This is a genomic window from Larsenimonas suaedae, assembly GCF_023712105.1.
In the GTDB taxonomy this organism is placed as follows: Bacteria; Pseudomonadota; Gammaproteobacteria; order Pseudomonadales; family Halomonadaceae; genus Larsenimonas; species Larsenimonas suaedae.
Genome location: NZ_JAMLJI010000001.1, coordinates 1,272,226 through 1,294,462 on the forward strand (window position 1 = coordinate 1,272,226; position 22,237 = coordinate 1,294,462).

Below are 22,237 nucleotides of genomic sequence, written 5' to 3' on the forward strand. Positions count from 1 at the left end.
AAGCAAAGCGTGAGCAACCTCAGGACTGGGGCGATATCGCGCGCTTGATCATGCCGAAGGCGCCGTCCGGCACCTCGGGCTCGTCGACCGCGAAGGTCGCTCGGCTCAATCGGCGCACGCGCTTCATGAACAAAGCGATCGCGATCAACGTCCCAAGTGCTGCCACCACGTAGCTTACGTTCAGGGGAAGCCCGAACCCGATCGGCGCGTACGCCAGATAGGTGAAGGTGGCCATGGTCATGAATACCGCCGGAATCGAGGTAATCCAGTGCGGTTTTTTCGCGAGCACCAGATACATGGTGCCAACCCACAGCGCGATGACCGCCGTGGTCTGGTTGGCCCAGGAGAAGTAGCGCCACAGCAGCGTGAAGTCGATGTGCGTCAGCCCATAGGAGGCCACGAACAAGGGGATAGCGATCCAGAGCCGGCTTGAAAACTGCTTCTGACCGATTTTCAGGTAGTCGGCGATGATCATGCGCGCACTTCGAAACGCGGTATCGCCCGAGGTGATCGGCAGCACGATCACACCAAGGACGGCAAGCGTGCCGCCAATGGCACCAAGCATCTGGGTCGCGACTGCGCTGACGACCGCCGCCGGGCCGCCGCTCGCCAGTACCTCATTAAGGCCTTGGCTTCCGTTGAACAGGCTCATGGCTGCCGCCGCCCAGATCATCGCGATAATGCCTTCGGCAATCATCATGCCGTAAAAGATTCGGCGCCCGTTGTCCTCGTTCTCGGTCGTGCGAGAGATGATCGGTGTCTGTGTCGCGTGAAAGCCCGAAAGGGCGCCACAGGAAATGGTCAAAAACAGCAGCGGGAAAATCGGGGCGCCTTCAGGGTGCATGTTGGCAAGCGAAAGTTCCGGAATCGGGGCTCCGGTAACGATCAGTGCAATGCCGATGCCCAGTGCGCTGAACAAAAGCAGTGCGCCAAAATAGGGGTAGATGCGCCCGATCACCTTGTCGATCGGTAAAAGCGTGGCCACCAGATAATAGGCAAAGATCGCCAGAATGATCAGCGTCATGTTGAACGAGGACATGTTGGCCAGAAGCGCTGCCGGCGATGTCACAAAGACCGTTCCCACCAGAAGCAGCAGCAAAATGGCAAAGCCGTTGACGATGTGTTTCATCGACTTGCCCAGAAACTTGCCCGCCAGTTGCGGCAGATGTGCGCCGTGGTTTCGAATCGAAATCATGCCGGTCAGATAGTCGTGCACCGCCCCTGCGAAAATGCAGCCAATGACGATCCACAAAAACGCCACCGGCCCGTAGAGCGCGCCCAGGATCGGTCCGAAGATCGGGCCGACACCTGCGATATTCAAAAGCTGAATCAACGCGTTACGCGGCGTTTTCATCGGCAGATAATCGATGTCGTCTCGAAGTGCGTGAGCGGGCGTGCGGCGCTGGCGCTTGACGGCAAAGACGCGCTCGACGAACAGCCCATACGTGAAGTAGCCGCCAATCAACAAAGCGATCGCGATCAGAAACGTTATCATTGTGTGGTCCTCTGCATCCTGCGCTGACCATCGCATTTAAAGCGATGGCTTGTACCGGTCGGGGGTTGGCGTGCGTGATGCTCGTCAAACCTGAAAAGCCGCCCAAGGGGCGGCTTTTCAATAGGCTACGCCTAATCAAGTGGTCAGACCGTTAGACCTTTGTCGGTGGCATGACCCAGTCAGTACTCACTGGTCAATACTCTTCGATCAACGCCTCTCTAAGCCACCCACCACACTGCTGAATCAGCTGATCGGACAGCGGATGCTGGCCGACACGACGCATGAACCCATGAATCACTCCGTGGTAGCGGCTGGCCACCACCTGCGTACCCGCCTCGGCAAGTTTTTGTGCATAGCGCTCGCCCTCGTCTCGAAGCGGATCAAACTCCGCCGTGATCACAAGCGCCGGCGGCAACCCCTCGAGGTCGTCACGCCCTAAAAGGTCGGCTCTCGGGTCGAGCGCTTCGGCTGGATGGCTCAAGTACTGCGCCACAAACCAATCCCGCGCCCCTCGGGTCAAGCCGTATCCCTCAGAAAGCGTCGAAAGCGACGGGGTTCCCTCGGGTGAAAAGTCGGTTTGCGGATAGATCAGGCACTGCGCCCTGAGCGGTGGTGCGCCGGTTTCCCGGTCACTCAGCGCCGTGACGGCCGCCAGCTGGCCGCCTGCACTGTCGCCGGCAACGGCCAGCCGCGCACGATCGACGCCATGGGTGTGTGCGACAGATCGCACGTGAGCCAATGCGGCCAGGCAATCCTCCGCCGCGGTGGGAAAGCGGTGCTCAGGCGCCAACCGGTAGTCCACCGAGATAATGACGCACTTCGAGGCCCGGCACAGTGCCCGGCACAGCGTATCGTAATTGTCGACGCTGCCGATGGTGAAGCCGCCGCCGTGGAAAAACAGCACACCGGGTCTTGTCGCACTCGAGCCGTGAACGGTCGGTGTGTACCAGCGAAGGCCGATACGCCCATTTTCAACGTCGATAACATCCTCGGTGACCTCCTTGACCGGATACTCGGAGGGCGGCCGAGTAATGGCCGCATTACCCTCATCGAAGAAGGCGCGAATGGCCTCGACGCCTGCGTTCGTAAAATCCGGCCACGGGCGTGCGGCGGCGTCTTCGAGCCATTGGCGAAAACGAGAGTCGAGTGGCATCTGGGCGTGCTCCCTGAAGTAAGGTGTGACTCAAGCGTAGCCAACCCGCCGCGCAACATGACAGACCCGAACGACTTCGCCACAATGCAGCCCATCGAAACAACGCTGGATGCCCTCAATGCCCAAGCTGTCACACCCCGCCCTTCTTGCCTCGATCACACTCAGCGCCCTTCTGCTCAGTGGCTGCGACCGCCCGGCACCGCTTCATGTGGCCGATGGTCAGGCACAGGGCACCAGCTACCACCTCAAGTGGTGGGTCGACTCAGACACCGACGCCTCGGACGAGGCCATTGGCAAGGCCATCACGCACACACTCAGACGCATCGACAAGGCGCTCTCGACGTACCGCGACGACTCCTGGCTTGCCGAATTCAACGCCCGCCGTGATACCGACTGGCACCAGGCCCCGGCCTCGGTCATCGAACTTCTCGGAATTGCACGCCAGGTCAACCGGCTCTCGGGCGGCTGCTACGACCCGACCGTCGGCCCGCTCTTTCGTCTGTGGGGCTTTCACGACGAGAACTTCCACGTCCCGGATAACGCCGCGATTCAGGCCGCGCGCACCCACATCGGGCTGGACAAGATCGAGGTCGATGCAGAGCGTGGCGCGATTCGAAAACGCACACCGAACGTCACGCTCGATGTCTCCTCCATGGGCGAGGGATACACCATCGAACAGCTCGCAAGCGAACTCGAGGCCCACGGCGTGACCAACTATCTGGTGGAGATGGGCGGCGATCTCTACGCCAAGGGCCATAAGCCCAGTGGCAAGCCCTGGCGGGTCGGGGTGGAAGTGCCGAAACCCGATCAGCTGTCGGCTCAGCGCGTATTCGAGATTCAGGACAAGGCAGGGGTCTCGCTCAATACATCAGGCACCTACCGCCGCTACTTCGATGACAACGGGCAGACCTATGGCCATGTGATCGATGCTCGTACGGGCCGCCCCGTACAGCATCATCTGGTATCGGTGTCGGTGTTCGGCCAGCGCCCGGCGCTGACCGATGCCTGGGCCACGGCCCTTTTGTGCCTGGGCCCAGAAGAAGGGGTCGCCGCCGCCAACCAGCTCGATATGCCGGTTTATCTGATCGAAAAGACATCAAACGGGTTCAAGACGCACGACAGCGAAGCCCTTGATCGCTCGACACTGATCAAGGCCTCCAGTGACGATTAAGCGACATCAGCGCAGCGCGTAGCGCATGAAGCCGACGATCCAGTGCGCCATGACGGTGTCGTCGGCCTCAGCGCTCAAGCTTGCATGGCCGGCTCGGCGCACATGCTCATCGAGCAGTTGAACCTTGGCATCGATGAGCTCACCGCTGCAGGCCCGGGTAAATTCAGGGTGCCCCTGAACGCTCAAAAAGCAGTCGTCATACTCCAGCATGTAATAGGGACAAAAGGCGCTTTCGGCCAGCACCTCGGCGCTTTCCGGCAGCTCGACAACCTGATCCTGATGGCTGACGACCAGATCCATGCCATCCTGCCATGGGTTCATCCACGGCAACTGCAAGGTGACGGCATTGAACGACATGCCGACGCCCCAGCCTTTCTCGCTTTTTTCCACTCGGCCCCCAAGGGCCTGCGCGATGATCTGATGGCCGAAGCAAATGCCCACCAGCGGGCAGCGGTGCTGCCAGAGGCGCTGAATGAAGGCTTCGAGCTGTCGAATCCAGCTCAAGGGATCATAGGCGCTGGCCTTGCTGCCGGAGATGAGCCAGGCATCTGCCTCGTCGAGCTGTTCGGGCAATTCTCCTTCATGCACCCGCCAGACCTCGAACGTCAGCGACGGGTCGGCCTTGTGCAGAAGGCGTCGATACATTTCAGGATAATTGCCATGGCCCTTGGCGATGGCCGTGGCCATGTCGTCGCACTGCAGTATTCCAATGTGCATAAAAGCCTCTCAAACAGGGAAAACGCGCGGTATCCACTATAAAACGTCCATCCACGCAAACTCTTGATGGACAAGCGCCCCGCGCATGACACCAGATACGGAGCTTGGATACAGCCGGGCCGATCAATCCAGTCAATCAGATCGGTTCAGCCGTCGATGTCCTGTCGGCTCGGCAGATCAGGCCCTCGGCGCGAGCAGGTCACCGCCGCCGCCTTGTGGCAAAAGTGCAGCATCGCTTCAATGTGAGAGGCCTTGAGCGCCGCAAGCCCTTCCGGCGATGCCATGCCCTGCTCGTCGAGCCAGCACAAAAGCGCGGCCTGGAAGGTATCCCCCGCCCCCACGGCATCGATCAGCTCGACCGGCTCGCCCTTGATGTCGATCGGCTCGTGATCATGGGTAAATGCAAGCGCGCCCTCACCGCCACGAGTGACGACGACAAGCCGGCAGCGCTCGGACAGAAACGACCGGGCAACGTCTTCAAGCGTCCGTTCAGGGTAAAGCAGAGCGATATCTTCATCGCTGACCTTGATCAGATGCGCCCAGGCGGCAAAGGCCTCGACCCGATCCTGCCACCGGCGGACATCCGGCTCGATGCTCAAGCGAATATTGGGATCGAGTGAGACCAGACGCCCCTTTGATTCGCGCTCCAAAAGCGTCATCAAGGTGCCAGCCGTCGGCTCGACCACCAGCGAGTAAGACCCCAGATGGATACCGGAGACCGTTTCGGCCAGTGCCGGCAAATGCACGTCCTCAAGACTTCTGTCGGCCGCCTTTTCGCCATAAAACGCGTATTGGGGCGCTCCGTCGGAACCAGGGGCAACCATGGCGAGCGTCGTCGGCGCATCGAGCCGCACCAGATAGTCGGTCGTGACGCCTTCCTTTTCCAGCACCGAGTAAAGACGGTCGCCCAGAAAATCATTGGCAAGGCCCGTCAAAAGACCCGCGTTTCGCTTCATGCGCGCAAGCCCAAGTGCCACGTTGAACGGCGAGCCACCTGCAATCGCGTTGAATGAAAACCCCGAGTGACTCGATTCAGTATCATCGACAAAAAAATCGAACAGTGCTTCTCCGCAAATCAAAAACATACAAAACCCTTGAACTGTGTAAATGGGGCAAGCCCCATGGCCTGCCCCGAATAAGCGCGGCGCAAGCCGCTCGCCACGTCTGTGTTAATCATTTTGAGGATGGATCGTTTCGCCTATTAAGCATTTCGGCACTCTTCAGGCGCTCAGGTCATCAGCACTCGGAGCCAGGCGCCTTCCTCGACACCAAGCGCTACGGCCTCACCCACCGTGATCGAGACTGTATCGTCCTCGGGAGTTTGACCAAGCCAGCAGACCCTGAAACCGTGGTCACCGCTGGCGCTTGCCAGCACCGACGGCCGCTCTGGCTCGGCCGGCTCGGCATCGATGCAGGCACGTACCCAGCAGGAATCGCGGACTCCGGCCACATCATCAAGATACGATTCGACCGTTGGTCCGGCATCGAACAGGTCAATATAGCCTTCCCAACGCAGCCCTTCCTTGTTGAGCATGGCCAGTGCCGGCTTGGTGTGGTCATGCACCCGCCCGATGCCGTCCTGCAGCTCTTCGGGCAGCAGCGGCAGGCAAATGGGGTGCTTGGGCATGAGCTCTCCAATGAAGCTCTTCTTGCCAAGGCCGATCAGACGGTCCGCCTCCTGAAACTCCATCGGCAGAAAGTGCCGCCCCAGGCAGCGCCAGAACGGGCTACTGCCCTGATCGTCCAACACACCCCGCATTTCGGCGAACACCCGCTCGGGAAAGCAGGCTCGATGGGTTGCCATAAAAAGCCAGCGCGCACGCGACAGCAAAACGCCCAGGCGGTCACGCCGATAGTCCGGTCTTAGATAGAGCGAGCAGACTTCGGCATCGCCAATATGGTCCGACGACAGTGACAGCGTCTTGATGACCCGGTGGACCCCGAGCTGCGGCGAGGAATGCGCCATCCGGCCGACCCGATAGTTGTAAAACGGCGTCTCGAGCCCGATGCGGGCCTCGATGGCACAGCATCCGGCCAGACGGCCGGCGTCGACATCTTCCAGCACGAAGAAATAAAGTGCGGAGCCCTCCTCGGGCAGCGTCTCGAACGCGTGACAGGAGTGCTCGATCTTGTCCCGAAGAAACTCCAGGTTATCAGGCAGCGAGGTAAACCCCGGCCCGGTCTCGATCGCCATCTCATGCAACTGCTCGAGATCATGAGGGTTGATCGGCCGCAACACGATCATAAGCGGTCCTCCAGCACTCGCAGCGCCTGGCCGCGCCCAACATGCAGACAGGCCGCCTGCGCGGGAGTAAGTTCGAGATAACCGGCCGCAGACAAATAGGTCTCAAGCAGTGCGCAGCGGTAGGTGCCCGGCCACTGATTGGCCAGCAGCATACGTGCAGGGGCCCCCGTGGGCCGGTCGGTCAGACGCACTGGTAGCCAGCGTCCGTGCGTCAGCACATGAACGCGCTCGGTGCCCGCACTAAGCACCGGCCCCCCATCGAAGATATCGACATGGCCTGAATCCTCGAACCCTTCGGCCTGCCACGCAGCGTGCGCATCCCTATGGGTCTCGTGCGACATCGCGAGACTCTGGCGCGCGCGGGGATGCAACAGGGAAAGGTAAAGCGGATACGGTGGCATGACTTCGGCAATGAAGCTTTTCGAGCGAAGGCCGGCCAGCGTATTGATGTCCTGGAATTCGCGGTCGAAAAAATGATGGCCGATGCTGTCCCAGAACGGTGAACGACCGTCGTCGTCCAAGACGCCGGGCAACGCAACCGCAAACCGCGAGGCAAACCGCTCGGGCCATAGCGCCGCCATCATCAACCGCGCCTGCCTTAAAAGCAGACGGGCATCGGTGCGCGCCTTGCCGACAAGCCCCGGTGACAGTGCCAGCGCACACAGGAGCGAACTGCTTGAGAGCTCATGCGTCAGCGACAGAATCGGCACCTCGACGCGCACATCGAGCTGCTGAGAGGCGTGAATCAGCTCTTCACGCCGATAGGTGTAATACGCCTCGTCACTGCCGGCAAGCGCCCGAAAGCTTGCCGTGCCAAGCACTTCTCCCGTGTCAGTATCGGTCAGCACCAGCACGTAACACTCATTGCCGGGCCGGGTGATCGAACTGGACGACAAGGCCTCCAAAGAGGCCTTGATACGAGCGCTCAAGCGCTGTTCGTCCGGGGGAAGATTGGTAAGTCGCGGCGAAGCCTGCTCGGCGAGCGCGACCAGTTTAGCCACGTCCTCCCGCTCGGCAGGACGGACAACCCAGACCATCGCCTTACTCCGCGAGCGAGGCGAGCGCTCGGTCGAGGCTCTCCATGCCCTGATCGATCTCGTCGTCGGTGATGATGAGCGACGGCGCGAATCGCAGCACACTGGGGCCCGCGACCAGCATCATCAGGCCCTCGTCAATGGCCGCGGCAAGCACGTCTCGGCCACGACCTTCGAGATGACCGGACAGCTCGGCACCGATCAGAAGCCCTTTACCCCGAACCTCACTGAAAATGCCGCCGTGTTTCTGGTTGAGTGTTTCAAGATGCTGTTGGAACCGCGCATGACGCGCCTTGACGCCGTCAAGCAGCGAAGGATCGGCAATGGTTTCGACCGCCGCCAGCGCCACCGCGCAGGCCAGCGGGTTGCCGCCATAGGTCGAGCCGTGAGTGCCCGGCTGGAAAACGGAGGCGATGTCTGTCGTGGTCAGCATCGCCCCGATCGGGAAGCCACCGCCCAGCGCCTTGGCAGACGTCAGCACATCCGGCGTGACCCCATAGCCCATGTACGCAAACAGTTCGCCGCTTCGGCCCATGCCACACTGCACCTCGTCGAACACCAAAAGCGCCTGATGGCGATCACAGCGCTCGCGCAGGCCTTCAAGAAACTCGGGCGTGGCAGGCGTTACACCCCCTTCCCCCTGAACCGGCTCGACAATGATGGCGCAGGTACGGTCGTCGATCAGCGCATCGACGCTTTCAAGATCGTTGTATTGAGCGTGCTCGATGGCGCCGGGCACCGGCCCGAAACCCTCGGAATACTTGGGTTGCCCACCAACGCTTACCGTGAAGAACGTGCGCCCGTGAAAGGACTGACGAAAGGAGATGATCTTGTCTTTCTGCTCACCGAACTTTTCAAAGGCGTAGCGACGAACCAGCTTGAGGGCGGCCTCGTTGGCCTCACCACCGGAGGAGCAGAAAAACGCCTTTTCGGCGAACGTATGCTCAACCAGGGTCTTGGCAAGCTTCAACGCCGGCTCATTGGTGTAGACATTGGACAGATGCCAGACCTTGTCGGCCTGTTCCTTGAGCGCAGACAGCAACACCGGATTGGCGTGACCGAGGCCGTTGACCGCGATCCCCCCGGCAAAATCGATGTATTCGCGATCGTCCTGATCCCAAAGACGGCTGCCCTCTCCGCGAACCGGAATCACACGCTGCGGCGAGTAATTCGGCACCATGTATTGATCAAAATCATCGCGGGTGGGTGTCCAGCTCATCAGGGTATCTCCGAATCGAAACAATAAAGAAAGGCCGAGTGCCTTCCCCTATTTATACCCTTGGTGCTTTTTGGATGAAACCTTTAACCCCTGTGAGTGCGTTGTTGCCTGACCAACCACGCCTCAGGGGCGGCGCATTTGCTTGTTGAGCATCCGCGTGCGCCATTCCTGCCACTGACTCAACCGGCTTGAGCTGCCCATGGCCTTGCCATCGCGGTCCAGTTTCGAAAGCCACATGTTATTGGCGTTGAAGCTGTAGACCGGAAGCAGGTCACGACGCGCCGAGGCGGGCTTGATGGCCTTATCGATGTTATCGAGCACCAGCGGCATGGCCGAGGACGACGGCTGATACGTAAGCACCATATGAAACTGATCGTAGGGAATGTATTTCACGTAATGAAGGCGCATCAGAGCGTCGCTGACGCCAAGCTCAATCAGAGTAAGATACTTGGCCATGGCAAAATCTTCGCAGTCGCCCGCACCACGCCCGAGAAACTCGACCGGCGTCGCCCAGTAATCGTCCTCACCCCAAACGACGATGTCGTCCTTGAACGCCAAGGTATTGAAGAAGTCGTTCACACGCTCAAGCTTTTCAGACACAGACAGATCACTCGACAGCGTCACCAGACGCTCCCAGCGGGTCACGCGCGTTACCGCCGCGTCGCCATACACGGCTCGAATCTGTGATTTTACCGGCAGGACCAGCTCCGCCCCCACCGTGCCAGGGACGACCCAGCACAGTAGCGCCCACATCAGCGTCATCGCTACGCGCATGCCACCGCCTCCGGTATGAACAACCGTTCAAATGCCCCCGGCGAAGACCGCCTGATGTCGCTATTGGCGAGTCGCCACCAGCTCTTCGATGGGCGCGAGAAAGCCCTGAAAACCATCGGCCCCGATCGCTTCGACCCGCTTGCGCTGTTCCTCGGTTTCCACACGTGTCACCACCACCAGCGCATCGACCTGATGCGCGGCCATGCACAGGCTTCGAAGCAACTCGGTGTCCACGTCATCGCGCACGAAAAACGACTGGTCGATCTTGACGTAGCCCGGGCGCAGCGACACCAGATACGGCATGACCTGCAGGTTGCGCGCGAACCGGTCAATGCCAAGCCGTGCACCGAGGGGCCGCAAATGATCGCTCAGCCGCTGGATGGCGCTCGGATGCTTGAGAAGATCGCTTTCAGACACCTCGACATCCAATCGCGCCGTAACCTCGGGGTGTTTTTCAAACCACTGGCAGAGCTGATCCAGGGAGTGAGAGTTGCCAAGCGTGTCGGCGGTCAGGTTGACCGCCAGCCGCTCCGGCAGGGACTCATAGCGCTTGGCGATCCACTCGAAGACATACCGGTCCAGACGGTCTCCCATACGGAAGTGATAGACCACAGGTACAAAGCTTCCGGCCGAGTGCACCCGCTCTCCCTCCGGTAGGCGCAGGAAGATTTCCCGGTGAAATTCATTGCCATCGCGGGTCAATACCGGCTGCGCAACGAACAGGAAGCGGTCTTCGTCGATGGCCTGATCCACCATCAGCTTCCATTCGCCACGGTTACGCTCATCAAGGGCGGACGCTCTCGGCGCCAGCTCCCAGTTGAGTTGGCGCTCGCGCGCAATCTGCAGCGCCTTGTCGGCGGCGGCCAGCATGGTCATCCGCTTGGCGCCGGGCTCTTTCACCACGACACCGGCATGACAGCGCGCGCCTTGCTCGTCGGCCATCGGATTGACGTCAAGCGCCCGGTCAAGCGTTGCCAGAAGTTGCTCGATGAACTGATAGCGCTCGTCGTCATCGGCATCCGGCAAAATGGCAGCAAACTCGTTGGCCGAAAGCCGGGCCGCACTCAAGGTCTCGCCATTGAGCCGTGCGGCACGAAGCTGATGGGCCAGCGCCCGAATGGCGGTATCTCGCGCCTCGAAGCCGTTGCGGCGATAAATATCATCGAGGGCATCGAACTGAACGATCATCAGCGAACCACCATCGGGTGCAGCCAGCCACTCATCCATCACCCGACCCAGGTAGGCCCGGTTACCCAGCTCGGAGACCGCGTCACGCTCGGCCATGGCCTGAAGCCGCCGAACCTGCTCGGACTGGGCGTCATACTGCTCCTTGAGACGCTTGCCGAGACGGTTGACCGCATGCGTTATGCCCTCGAGCTCCTTGATTCGCGTGGGTTTAAGCGGCTTGTTGAAGCCATGGATTTCCATGTCACTGACGTGCTGCGAGAGCGTTTTCAACGGTTTCAACAACCACCGGATCAGTGCCGTACACACCACCACGGCAATCAGCACGCTAAGGGTGAGAAATCCGAACAATTTGATCGCCAGTTGCCATAGCTCGTTGTAGGCCGGATTGTTGTCGGCCTCGACGTAAAGCGTTCCAAGCGGCGACCAGCCGCCCCCTACATCGCGCTGCCCTTCCTGCTCGGGCAACCGAACCAGGCTTTGAAACAGTTCCGGCGAGTGGGCCGGCGCGGTTCGCTCGACCACAAGAGGCTGGTCGCGCCCGACGGCGTCGAGCTGAATACGCTTGACCGCCGCACCATCGAAAGCCGCGTGAATCAGGGTTTCAGCCGCGACCCAATCCCCGACTTCAACAAACGGCACCAACGACAGACTCAGCGCCTGCGTTAGATTGGTGACCTGATTGCGCTGCTGCGTCTCGAGCGAGGCGCGCGTCTGCTGTACCTCGATCACGAAAACGCCTGTCGAAAACGCCAACAGCAAGACGATGATTGCACTGACCAACCGACGATAAAGACTCATGCGGTGCTCCTTGACCTGCCTGGGACAACGACAGTGGTGTTACGTATTTTTCGGCCAACGTACGTCGACTTTAAGGGTATCAAGCAGCTGTCCGGTCGCGGAAAGCAGCCTGTAGCGCGCGCGCATCAGATCGAACTGCGCCTGGAGCTCCGCCTGCTGGGCCTGGTAGTACTCGGTTTCACTGTCCAAAAGATCCAGAAGCGTTCGACGGCCGATGTCGAACTGCTTGCGATAATTCACGCGGGAGGCCTTGCTCGACTCGAGGTGCTGCTCCAGATAAGGCATCTGGCTTTTGAGAAAATCGCGGGCGTTCCACGCAAGACGAAGCTCATCGTTGACCTCGCGCCGGGCGCGATCGGTTTCGTACTGAACCACTTCGAGTTCGCGGGTCTGAGCGCGCAGTTCAGCCGAATCGATCCCGCCTCGATAGAGGTTGTAATTCATCACCAGATCGGTGCTCCAATCGTTATCGCTGACCCCTTCGTAGTCGTAATCCTCGGCCCATGAGCGGTTAGCCTCAAAGCTGAACGTCGGCCAGAAGTCGCCCTTTTCCACCTGACGCTGGTGCTGCTGGGAGCGAATCGAGGCCTTGGCCGACAGCAGAAGCGGGTTTTGGCTGTACGCCAGCGCCTCGACCTGTTCGAGGGACGAAGGCAGCCCTTCAAGCGACGGCGCCTCTGGCATACTGAGCCCTCTTGGCGCCTCACCGATGTAGCGCTGAAACGCCGAGCGCGCATCAGCCAGATTGTTACGTGCCGCCATCAGGCTTGCCCGGGCCTGCGCAAGCCGCCCATCGACTTGGGTCGAATCGGCGGTGGTGCCCGCGCCCTGTTCAGCGCGCCGACGAATGTCCGAGGCTGTATCCTCATGGAGGCGCACGTTGTTTTCGGCAAGCGCCACAAGCTGCTCGGACCGAAGCACGTTCAAATACGCCTCGATGCTTGAAAGCGCTACGCTGTTGGCCGCTGCGGCCGCCTGAAGTTTTTGATACTCCTGTTCGGCACCGGCCTGGCGAATCCGGGCAACGGTTGCGTTACCGTCCCAGATCAACTGAGTCAGCGTGACCGAAGCGCGTCGATAATCGTGGGGCTCGGAGTTGGCGGCGATGCCATTGACTTCGCTTTCGAAGCTGCCTCGCCCCGTACGCGCGGAAACGTTGACCGAGGGCAGGTAAGCCCCCTTGGCCGCCCGGGTATCAGCGGCACGCGCTTCAAACCGGGCAATCTCGGCCCGTGTGATCGGATGTTCATGCACGGCCTTAGATACGGCCTCGGCCAGGGTTTGAGCCTGAACGGCCGAGGGCGCAAGACACAGCGCCATCCACCAGCACCAACGTTGTTTCATATCGTTCCCCTGATGATTTCTTATCGTTCGCGCAGCGCGCCTTGTTGAGCGCGTAAAATCGGTTTCAATAGGTACTGCAGGATGGTTTGATCACCCGTGATGATGTCGGCGGTGGCCTGCATGCCAGGAATGATCGGCAAGGGGTCGCTTTCGGCCCCAAGGTGGTTGCGCTCGGTTCGAAGGCGCACGACGTAGTAGCTATTGCCTTCCTCGTCCTGCACGGTATCCGGACTGATGCGTTCGACCGTGCCCTTGAGCCCGCCATAGATCGTGAAGTCATAGGCACTGAACTTGACGGTGGCCGGCTGTCCGGGCCTTAGAAAACCGATGTCCTTGGGTTGCACCTTGGCCTCGACCAGCAGCTGATCCTCGATCGGTACGATTTCCATCAGGCTCTGACCGGGCTCGACCACTCCGCCGATCGTATTGATATTGATCGAGCGAACCGTGCCATGCACCGGCGACGTCACAAGCGTTCGATCCACCCGATCCAACAGCGAGGACCGACCCTGCCTCAAGCTGTCGAGCCGAGCGCGCGCTTCGCTCAAGGCATCGGCGCTTCGAACGCGAAACTGCTGAGCCACATCGACCCGCTTGCTGATCGCTTCATCGAGCTCGGAACGTTTGGAAGGAATCGCCAGGCGCGTGCTTTCAAGCTCCCCGCGCAGGTCGTTGACCTGTCGCTGAATCTGCAATAGGTCGACACGAGAGACCACGCCCTCCTTGACCAGGGGCGCCGTGATCGACAGTTCCTGGCGCGAAAGTTGGTAACTGCGGTTGAGGCTTTCGACCTTGGCCTGCAGTTCGCGAAGTTCCTGCTGGCGCTGCGTGATCTGTTCACGCGCCTGGGAGAGCTGGGCCTGAAGCCCACGCAGACGCTCGCGGTAGGCAGCTATCGCGCCTTGGGCCAGTGACGGATGGGCTTCTCGAAATTCAGAGTCCAGCGCGGGGGAGGTCTCACTGATCGACACCTGATCGAGCCACTGTTCAGCGGAGTGCTCGATGGTGACCGAATCAAGCTCGGCGTCGTACTGAGCGATTTGAGCCTGAAGGCCGGAAAGTGTCGACTCACGCTCGGCAAGATCAGCACCGGCGCGCGTATCATCAATGCGGACAAGCGGCTGCCCCTGCTCGACGATGTCGCCCTCCGAGACAAAAATATCGCGTACGATGCCGCCTTCCAGATTCTGTACCGTTTGCAACCGTGTGGACGGCACGACCTCGCCGGTCCCTCGTGTTACCACTTCCACATGGGCAAGCGCCGCCCAGGTGATTGCGGTCAACAAAAAGGCCAGCACGACCCAGATTAAAACCCGCGATTTCCAGGGCGTGGCCAGAAGTACCGCAGCACTGGCGTCATCCAGGTAGTGAATGTCGTCACGCTCGATCGCCGACTTACCCCCCCGTGCCATGCTGACCTCCTCGAGCCTCGGCCGGTGATGGTTCCGTGGCGTTTCCGCTCGAGGCCTTTCCGGAATTGAGGGATGCCAGCACCGTGTCCTTCGGGCCATCGGCAATCACGCGCCCGCCATCCAGTACGATGACCCGTTCGGCAATATCGAGCATCGCGCTCTTGTGCGTGATCAAAATCATGGTCTGACTGCGAGGTAGGCTTGAAAGCATACGGCGAAGCCGAAATTCGGAGCGGTTATCCATGTGAGCCGTCGGCTCATCCAACAATAAAAGCGGGGGTTGGGGCAGCAGCGCCCGAGCCAGTAATACCGCTTGACGCTGACCGCTCGACAATAGCCGCCCACCTTCGCCGACCTGGCGATCAAGCCCTTCGGGGTCGACGCGAGTGAACTCGGTCACCCCGGCAAGCGTTGCCGCCCGCTGAAGCGCCTCGTCACTGGCATGCTGATTACCAAGCAGAATGTTGTCTCTGATCGAGCCGTAAAACAGCGACCCATCCTGACCGGCATGGCCGATGTGGCGGCGAAGATCAGCCGGATGGAGTTGGTTCAGATCAAGCCCATCGACACGAATGCTGCCGCCGGTGGGCTGGTAAAGCCCGCTCATAAGACGCTGAAGCGTACTCTTGCCGGCGCCGATGCGCCCAATGATGGCCACGCGCTCGCCGGGCGTGATGGTAAAGCTCAAATCGTGGATGACATCCGGGGCATTTTCGGAATACCGAAAGCGAACGTGGTCGAACTCGAACTGCATTTGAAGGCGCTCGCGATGCACGTAGCTTTTGGTTTCATCGACCTCATCGGGCAAGTCCATGATTTGATTCAACGCCGCCATGGCGCTGCGCGTCTGGCCGATGCGGGTAATGAGAAGCGCCGTTTGAGCCAGCGGCTGCAGGGCGCGGCCGGTCAACATGACCGCGGCGATGAGCCCACCCATGCTCAAGGCGGCGTCGCTGATCTGATAGACACCGGCCAGAATCAGCGCAACCGTCGACAGCTGAGTCACACTCATGGTGAGGGAGTTGACCGAGGTAGAGAGGTTTCGACTGTGAACGCCCCACCGGGCAATCTCACCGACGGCGCGCTCGTAGGCGCGCTGATACTCACCCTGAGCATTGGCAAGCTTCAGGCTTTCAAGCCCGGCAATGCTTTCGACCAGACGAGCCTGACGCTCGGTGGCAAGCCGTGAACCCAGCTCGATACTGCGCTTGAGCGGCCACTGAAGCGCGATGCTGTAGCCCAGAAGAATCACCAGCGCAGCAATCGGAACCAGAACCAGAGGCCCGGCCACGATCCAGACAATCACCAGAAACAGCAGTGCAAAGGGGAGATCAATCAGCGTGGTCAGGGTCAATGAGGTGAAGAAATCCCGAATGGATTCGAATTCCTGAAGGTGCTTCACGAACCCGCCTACCGACGCCGGGCGCGCATCCATACGAAGATTCATCGCCTTTGCGAAGAGCTTCGAGGAAATGAGCACTTCGGATTTCTTGCCGGCCACATCCAGAAACCAGGCCCGCACCTGACGCACGATCAGATCGAACACCACGATGATTGCCATGCCACTGGCCAACACCCAGAGCGTGTTGAAGGCCAGATTCGGCACCACCTTGTCGTAGACGTTCATGACAAAAAGCGGCGCCGCAAGTGCGAAGATATTGACCAACAATGAGGCAATGAAGACGTCACGGTAGATCGGCATCGAGAGCTTGAGCGTCGACCAGAACCAGTGACCGTCCGGCAGCTTGACCGTTTCCTTGCTGCGCTGATCGAAGCGGTGCTCGCGCTTGATGTAGACCACCTTTCCGGTGGCCTGCTCTTCGAGCGACTCAAGCGGGCACGCCTCAACCCCATCGGCCTCGGGCACATAGATTTCGGCCTGCCCGGCCTGCTCATCGACGCTCAGCAGAACGATCGCGCGCTGGCTCTTGAGCAACACGATGCACGGCATGAGCAGACTCGAAATGCGCTGCACCTTTTGGTCGACCAAACGTGCCGAAAGCCCGGCACGCGAGGCCGAGCGCGGCAGCAGTGCCAGAGTCAGGCGGCCTTGATCAAGCGGCAGCCCATCGGCCAGCACAGCGACCGAGCGCGGTGTGCCAAAGTGACGTGACAGAAACGCCAGCGAATACAGCAGCGGGTCACGCTCTTTTTCACCGGCAGGTTCCGGGCGTAACGGTGTCGCGGTGTTTGCCAAGGTGCCCCCAAAGGACAGATTCGAGCGCGACGAACCTACCCATCCAGTTGTGTTTTCAATGTATTGCTGTCGACCAGCTGCCGGATGATCTCGATGTCCGATCCACCGAGTGAGGTGATGTCGGTGTTATCGAGGACAATCTTTTGAGTCACACCCTCGCTTGGCGCCCCTTCCCCGGCCTTGACCTCGATCGTACTGCTGCCATCTCCGCCCGAGGTGAAATGCAGGTATTGGGCCAGCACGTCCACGTTGGTTTCCGCGACATCGAGCATGTCGGATAGATCGATTCTATCGCCCTCGGCCATATTGAAATCCCTGATATGGTCTTCTGCAGGGCGGCTATTCGTGCCTTCATCGCCTCGCATCCAGGCAAACACATCCGCCCCGCTGCCGCCGGTCAGAATGTCGTTGCCGCTGCCGCCCTCGAGCCGGTCATCACCGCCCTGCCCAAACAGCACGTCATCGCCTGCACCGCCGAAGAGCTGATCATTGCCGCCGCTGTCATCGGCAACGTCAAACTCGGAAGGATTGGCGCTGATGTAGTCGTGCATGCTTTCAAGGGTCAGCCCGGAGGGGTCGCTTGCGCCGATGCTTTGCGCGATGTACTGCCGAAGCGCGTCTTCACCGCTGCCGTCGATACCGGGCAACACAATCTGATCCCCGAACAGGATGTCATCGCCCTCAAGACCCTTGACCGTATCGGCTGTCCCGACGATCTGAACGTTATCGCTCAGAATCGCCTCGGACAGCGCCGCCGGATCGACGTTGGTCTGAACGACGCCGTCGGAGTCGTATCCGCTGAGCTGGGACGCATTGAGATAGTCGCCAATGCCGATCGATTCAACCGTACTGACGGCATCGAGCAGTGCAAAGGCATCGCTTGCGTTATTCAGGGTTCCCGTGGTGACGGTGCCATCGCCTGCAAGATAGGACAGCTCGAAGCCGCCTTCACCGTTGGGCTCGACGTAACCGACCGTGGAGCGGGTGTACCCGATCAGCGCCGAGGTATAAGCATAAACTGCCCCATTGGCACTGATGACCTCGAATGCGCCGTTGACGGTGTTGACGTACACCGGCTGCCCCGGCACGTAGGTACTTGAATCGAACGTGTAATACACATCGCTGCTCAACGCGAAGTCCACCGCCTTGTACGTTGAGTACTCGTACTGGTAGTAGGTCGGCTGTCCATCGGTGATGAAGTACGTCAGATTCTGGCCGGGGTTCGATGTGACTGCGTCGCTGTAGAACCAGTTGGCCGCGGTCTTGAAGGCATCTTCGTAGTTCGTGCCGCCATCGTTGGTCATGGCGTTGAGCACAGAATCGATACTGGCCATGGCGTTGGCGTCGGACAGGTCGATACTAATTGATCGCTCGACTTTATGGTCGAAATCAGCCAGCCACAGATTGACGGTGCCTGCATTCGGCGCATCCGCACTGGCCTTGAGGGTTTCAAGCGCCTCTCTCAAGGCCACCTTGACCTGCTCGACCGCCTCGACGCTCAAGCTACTGGAAGAGTCGACAAGAATGGCAATGTTGTAATTTTGACCGGGCAATAGCCGAAGCCCGGACGCATCGCCGATCAGAATATCGCTGCTGTTGGTCCCGTTGAGCGTGTCCTCGCTTGGCGAGCCGGTCAGCAGCGTAAACCGCTCGACGCTCTCGCTGGTCGCGCTACTTGAGGCCGCATCGCCATTGCTGATTTCCGTCGAGGTGGCCGTTGCAGTCACGTTGAATGACGGTGCCTCGAGCGGCACCTGCATGGTCAACGACAGAGCATTCAAATCCGACTGAGACGCGTTGGGCAGGAACCAATCGCCGTTTTCCAGCTTGGCGGCGTCGTGGCCTGTAAGTATTACCCCCTCGGGGATACCGCTCAACGTAATGCCACTGAGCTGCTCACTGCCGTCGGTGTCGGTTAAAAGGGCACTAACGTCAAGGCCAACCACGTCATACCCGCCTTCCGTGACGGTCGACACCGCGCCATCGGGCAAAATCGTGGTGCCGTCTTCGAAGATGAGCCCTCGAATGTTGTAGAGGTTTATGACGGTGCCGGTCGCGATATCCGTCAACGTGCCGTCATAGCCGGAGCCGAACACATAATCGCCGAGCAATACCTCATAAAGGGAGAAATCCCCTTTTACGTACAAATAATCCTTGTCGTCACCATCAATGGAAATCAGCGGCAGGCCGCCCTCGACCAGGCTATTCAGATTGCCTTCGAGCACGATGATGTCGGTCCCGAGCGTATTGCCGCCAACACCCGGCGCAAGATTGAACGTGGAAAACGGCCCTTCCACCACATTGGCGCCAGTGACATTTTCTCCTTCGATAGAAATCGATGTCGGACCATCCGTAATGGCGATGGCAACCGTTCGAATGGATTCCAGCGTATCCCCAAGCGTCGAGGATACAATCGGTGCATCGGCAACGGCCACGACGCCAATCGAGGCAGTGGCCATCGAGGTGCCGCCATTGCCATCACCGATCACATAATCGAACGAGGCTACGCCTGAGAAATCGGCATCGGGCGTGAACGTGATCGTGCCGTCTTCATTGAGCTGAACAACGCCGTTGGTGGCGCCGCCGACACCAAGGATGCTCAACGCATCACCATCGATATCGATGTCGTTGGCCAGAAGGTCTGTCTGCGACAGGGTCAGCACCGCATCTTCGACAACCGTGAAGGCATCCGGCGTCGCAACCGGTGCGTCGTCGGTTCCGTTGATGGTGATCGTGACGGTCTCACTGTCGCCGCCGGCAGTGGTGACGGTGAAGCTTTCGGTCATGCTCTCACCGACGCCAAGGGCCTGAACGTCAGCATTGGCATTATCGAGTGAGTAGGTCCAAACACCCGTACTCAAAAGGGTGAACATACCGAACTGTCCAGCCGTATTGCTCTGCGGGATGAACGATGATTCCCCGTCATCTGTATCGGTTACCGAAAGAATGCCGTTCGTTGAAAAGAGCGCATCCTCTTGAACAGTGCCGGTATTCAAGCCAGTGATCTCGGCAACGTCGTTGGTGCCGTTGACGGTGATGGTCACGGTCTCCGTGTCGCCGCCGGCGGTGGTGACGGTGAAGGTCTCGGTCAGCTGATCGCCGGCGCCCAGGGCCTGCACGTCGCCACTTTCGTTGTCGAGCTGGTAGGTCCAGTTTCCAGAGGCGTCGATGGCGAAGCTGCCGTACGTTCCAGCCGTGCCCGGCTGCACCACGAACGCGGACTCGCCCGCGTCGGTATCCGTCGCGGTCAGGATGCCGGAGGTGGTCAGCGCGGTATCCTCGGTCACGGCCCCACTGTCGCTGCCGGTAATCACCGCCGCATCGTCGGTGCCGTTGACGGTGATGGTCACGGTCTCCGTGTCGCCACCGGCGGTGGTGACGGTGAAGCTCTCGGTCAGCTGGTCGCCGGCGCCAAGGGCCTGGACGTCGATGCTTTCGTTGTCGAGTTGATAGGTCCATGCGCCGCTCTCATCGATCGCGAAGCTGCCGTAGCTGCCGGTGGTGTTCGGCTGCACCACGAACGCGGACTCGCCCGCGTCGGTATCCGTCGCGGTCAGGGTGCCGGAGGTGGTCAGCGCGGTATCCTCGGTCACGGCCCCACTGTCGCTGCCGGTAATCACCGCCGCATCGTCGGTGCCGTTGACGGTAATCGTGACGGTCTCGCTGTCGCCACCGGCGGTGGTGACGGTGAAGGTCTCGGTCAACTGATCGCCGGCGCCGAGGGCCTGGACGTCGCCACTTTCGTTGTCGAGTTGATACGTCCAGTTTCCAGAGGCGTCGATCGCGAAGCTGCCGTAGCTGCCGGTGGTGTTTGGTTGCGCGACGAAGCCGGACTCGCCCGCGTCCACGTCGGTCGCGGTCAGGGTGCCGGAGGTGGTCAGCGCGGTGTCTTCCGTCACGCTACCGGTCTGAACCCCGGTGATCTCGGCGGCATCATCGGTGCCGTTGACCGTGATGGTCACGGTCTCCGTGTCACCACCGGCGGTGGTGACGGTGAAGCTCTCGGTCAGCTGGTCGCCGGCGCCAAGGGCCTGGACGTCGCCACTTTCGTTGTCGAGCTGATAGGTCCAGTTACCGGCCTCGTCGATCGCGAAGCTGCCGTAGCTGCCAGCCGTACCCGGCTGCGCGACAAAACCGGACTGCCCCGCATCGGTATCCGTCGCGGTCAGGGTGCCGGAGGTGGTGAGTGCGGTGTCCTCGGTGACGCTGCCGGTCTGAACGCCGGTGATCTCGGCGGCGTCGTCGGTGCCGTTGACCGTGATGGTCACGGTCTCGCTGTCGCCACCGACGGTGGTGACGGTGAAGGTCTCGGTCAGCTGATCGCCAGCGCCCAGGGCCTGAACGTTGCCACTGGCGTTATCCAGCGTATAGCTCCACGTGCCGCTCTCGTCGATCGCGAAGCTGCCGTACGCGCCAGCCGTGCCCGGCTGGGCGACGAAGCCGGCCTCACCGGCATCGGTGTCGGTGGCCGTAAGCACGCCGCTTGTGGTGAGCGCGGTGTCTTCGGTCACGCTGCCGGTCTGAACCCCGGTGATCTCGGCGGCGTCATCGGTGCCGTTGACCGTGATGGTGACGGTCTCGGTATCGCCACCGGCGGTGGTGACGGTGAAGCTCTCGGTCAACTGATCGCCGGCGCCCAGGGCCTGAACGTTGCCACTGGCGTTATCCAGCGTATAGCTCCACGTGCCGCTCTCGTCGATCGCGAAGCTGCCATACGTTCCAATCGTGCCCGGCTGCGCCACGAAGCCGGACTCGCCGGCGTCGGTGTCGGTGGCCGTGAGCACACCGCTTGTGGTAAGCACCGTGTCCTCGGTCACTGCTCCGCTGTCGCTGCCGGTAATCACGGCGGCGTCATCGGTGCCGTTGACCGTGATGGTGACGGTCTCGGTATCGCCACCGGCGGTGGTGACGGTGAAGGTCTCGGTCAGCTGATCGCCGTCGCCCAGGGCCTGGACGTCGCCATTAGCGTTGTCGAGTTGATAGGACCACGCGCCGCTCTCGTCGATCGCGAAGCTGCCGTAGCTGCCAGCCGTACCCGGCTGCGCGACAAAACCGGACTCGCCCGCGTCGGTGTCGGTCGCGGTCAGGGTGCCGGAGGTGGTGAGTACCGTGTCCTCAGTCACGCTGCCGGTCTGAACCCCGGTGATCTCGGCGGCGTCATCGGTGCCGTTGACGGTAATCGTGACGGTCTCGGTATCGCCACCGGCGGTGGTGACGGTGAAGGTCTCGGTCAGCTGATCGCCGGCGCCCAGGGCCTGGACGTCGCCACTGGCGTTATCCAGCGTATAGCTCCACGTGCCGCTCTCGTCGATCGCGAAGCTGCCGTACGCGCCGGTGGTGTTCGGTTGCGCGACGAAGCCGGCCTCACCGGCGTCGGTGTCGGTGGCCGTGAGCACACCGCTTGTGGTAAGCACCGTGTCCTCGGTCACTGCTCCGCTGTCGCTGCCGGTAATCACGGCGGCGTCATCGGTGCCGTTGACCGTGATGGTG

General features: G+C 60.7%; 14 protein-coding genes. 1 reads left to right on the forward strand and 13 read right to left on the reverse strand.

What is annotated here, in order from left to right; genetic code table 11:
* Window positions 1-19: 19 nt before the first annotated feature.
* Entirely contained in the window at window positions 20-1,495 is a 1,476-nt protein-coding gene (locus NAT49_RS05940; RefSeq protein ID WP_251591833.1) for a carbon starvation CstA family protein, read from the reverse strand.
* Window positions 1,496-1,688: 193 nt separating this feature from the next.
* Entirely contained in the window at window positions 1,689-2,648 is a 960-nt protein-coding gene (locus NAT49_RS05945) for an alpha/beta hydrolase (RefSeq protein ID WP_251591835.1), read from the reverse strand.
* A 118-nt stretch (window positions 2,649-2,766) separates the two neighbouring features.
* Between NAT49_RS05945 and NAT49_RS05950 the strand changes: the two genes are divergently transcribed.
* The gene (locus NAT49_RS05950; RefSeq protein WP_251591837.1) at window positions 2,767-3,819 is read left to right on the forward strand and encodes an FAD:protein FMN transferase; all 1,053 of its coding nucleotides are present in this window, start codon (window positions 2,767-2,769) and stop codon (window positions 3,817-3,819) included.
* A gap of 6 nt (window positions 3,820-3,825) precedes the next feature.
* On the opposite strand, the gene NAT49_RS05955 is transcribed toward NAT49_RS05950, so the two are convergent.
* The 11 genes from NAT49_RS05955 to NAT49_RS06005 form a co-directional block, all read right to left on the reverse strand.
* Entirely contained in the window at window positions 3,826-4,536 is a 711-nt protein-coding gene (locus tag NAT49_RS05955) for a glutamine amidotransferase-related protein (RefSeq protein ID WP_251591839.1), read from the reverse strand.
* Window positions 4,537-4,682: 146 nt separating this feature from the next.
* Window positions 4,683-5,621: a carbohydrate kinase family protein gene (locus tag NAT49_RS05960; RefSeq protein WP_251591841.1), complete on the reverse strand. Its 939-nt coding sequence runs from the start codon at window positions 5,619-5,621 to the stop codon at window positions 4,683-4,685.
* A gap of 143 nt (window positions 5,622-5,764) precedes the next feature.
* Window positions 5,765-6,778: an arginine N-succinyltransferase gene (locus tag NAT49_RS05965; protein WP_251591956.1), complete on the reverse strand. Its 1,014-nt coding sequence runs from the start codon at window positions 6,776-6,778 to the stop codon at window positions 5,765-5,767.
* Complete coding sequence (locus NAT49_RS05970; protein WP_251591843.1) at window positions 6,778-7,818, reverse strand: arginine N-succinyltransferase; 1,041 nt, start codon at window positions 7,816-7,818, stop codon at window positions 6,778-6,780. The genes NAT49_RS05965 and NAT49_RS05970 overlap by 1 nt, the downstream gene beginning before the upstream one ends.
* Window positions 7,819-7,822: 4 nt before the next feature.
* Window positions 7,823-9,034, reverse strand: coding sequence for an aspartate aminotransferase family protein (locus NAT49_RS05975; protein WP_251591845.1), 1,212 nt, complete (start codon window positions 9,032-9,034; stop codon window positions 7,823-7,825).
* Between the two features lie 123 nt (window positions 9,035-9,157).
* Window positions 9,158-9,808 (reverse strand): transglutaminase-like cysteine peptidase, encoded by a 651-nt coding sequence (locus tag NAT49_RS05980; protein WP_251591847.1) that lies wholly within the window; start codon window positions 9,806-9,808, stop codon window positions 9,158-9,160.
* 60 nt (window positions 9,809-9,868) lie between these two features.
* Entirely contained in the window at window positions 9,869-11,794 is a 1,926-nt protein-coding gene (locus NAT49_RS05985; protein WP_251591849.1) for an EAL domain-containing protein, read from the reverse strand.
* A gap of 39 nt (window positions 11,795-11,833) precedes the next feature.
* Entirely contained in the window at window positions 11,834-13,138 is a 1,305-nt protein-coding gene (locus NAT49_RS05990) for a TolC family outer membrane protein (protein WP_251591858.1), read from the reverse strand.
* Window positions 13,139-13,158: 20 nt separating this feature from the next.
* A complete protein-coding gene (locus NAT49_RS05995) occupies window positions 13,159-14,550 on the reverse strand; it encodes an HlyD family type I secretion periplasmic adaptor subunit (protein ID WP_251591861.1) in 1,392 nt (463 codons plus the stop codon).
* On the reverse strand, window positions 14,534-16,747 hold the full coding sequence (locus NAT49_RS06000; RefSeq protein WP_251591863.1) for a type I secretion system permease/ATPase: 2,214 nt from the start codon (window positions 16,745-16,747) through the stop codon (window positions 14,534-14,536). Before NAT49_RS06000 ends, NAT49_RS05995 begins: the two co-directional genes overlap by 17 nt.
* A gap of 35 nt (window positions 16,748-16,782) precedes the next feature.
* The coding region (locus tag NAT49_RS06005; RefSeq protein ID WP_251591865.1) for a VCBS domain-containing protein at window positions 16,783-22,237 on the reverse strand (5,455 nt) is incomplete at its 5' end.

What these genes read in the sequence shown, in the direction of transcription:
- NAT49_RS05940 (WP_251591833.1), bottom strand. Translation starts at nt 1,495, where the DNA reads ATGATAACGTTTCTGATCGCGATCGCTTTGTTGATTGGCGGCTACTTC.
- NAT49_RS05945 (WP_251591835.1), bottom strand. Translation starts at nt 2,648, where the DNA reads ATGCCACTCGACTCTCGTTTTCGCCAATGGCTCGAAGACGCCGCCGCA.
- NAT49_RS05950 (WP_251591837.1), top strand. Translation starts at nt 2,767, where the DNA reads ATGCCCAAGCTGTCACACCCCGCCCTTCTTGCCTCGATCACACTCAGC.
- NAT49_RS05955 (WP_251591839.1), bottom strand. Translation starts at nt 4,536, where the DNA reads ATGCACATTGGAATACTGCAGTGCGACGACATGGCCACGGCCATCGCC.
- NAT49_RS05960 (WP_251591841.1), bottom strand. Translation starts at nt 5,621, where the DNA reads ATGTTTTTGATTTGCGGAGAAGCACTGTTCGATTTTTTTGTCGATGAT.
- NAT49_RS05970 (WP_251591843.1), bottom strand. Translation starts at nt 7,818, where the DNA reads ATGGTCTGGGTTGTCCGTCCTGCCGAGCGGGAGGACGTGGCTAAACTG.
- NAT49_RS05975 (WP_251591845.1), bottom strand. Translation starts at nt 9,034, where the DNA reads ATGAGCTGGACACCCACCCGCGATGATTTTGATCAATACATGGTGCCG.
- NAT49_RS05980 (WP_251591847.1), bottom strand. Translation starts at nt 9,808, where the DNA reads ATGCGCGTAGCGATGACGCTGATGTGGGCGCTACTGTGCTGGGTCGTC.
- NAT49_RS05985 (WP_251591849.1), bottom strand. Translation starts at nt 11,794, where the DNA reads ATGAGTCTTTATCGTCGGTTGGTCAGTGCAATCATCGTCTTGCTGTTG.
- NAT49_RS05990 (WP_251591858.1), bottom strand. Translation starts at nt 13,138, where the DNA reads ATGAAACAACGTTGGTGCTGGTGGATGGCGCTGTGTCTTGCGCCCTCG.
- NAT49_RS05995 (WP_251591861.1), bottom strand. Translation starts at nt 14,550, where the DNA reads ATGGCACGGGGGGGTAAGTCGGCGATCGAGCGTGACGACATTCACTAC.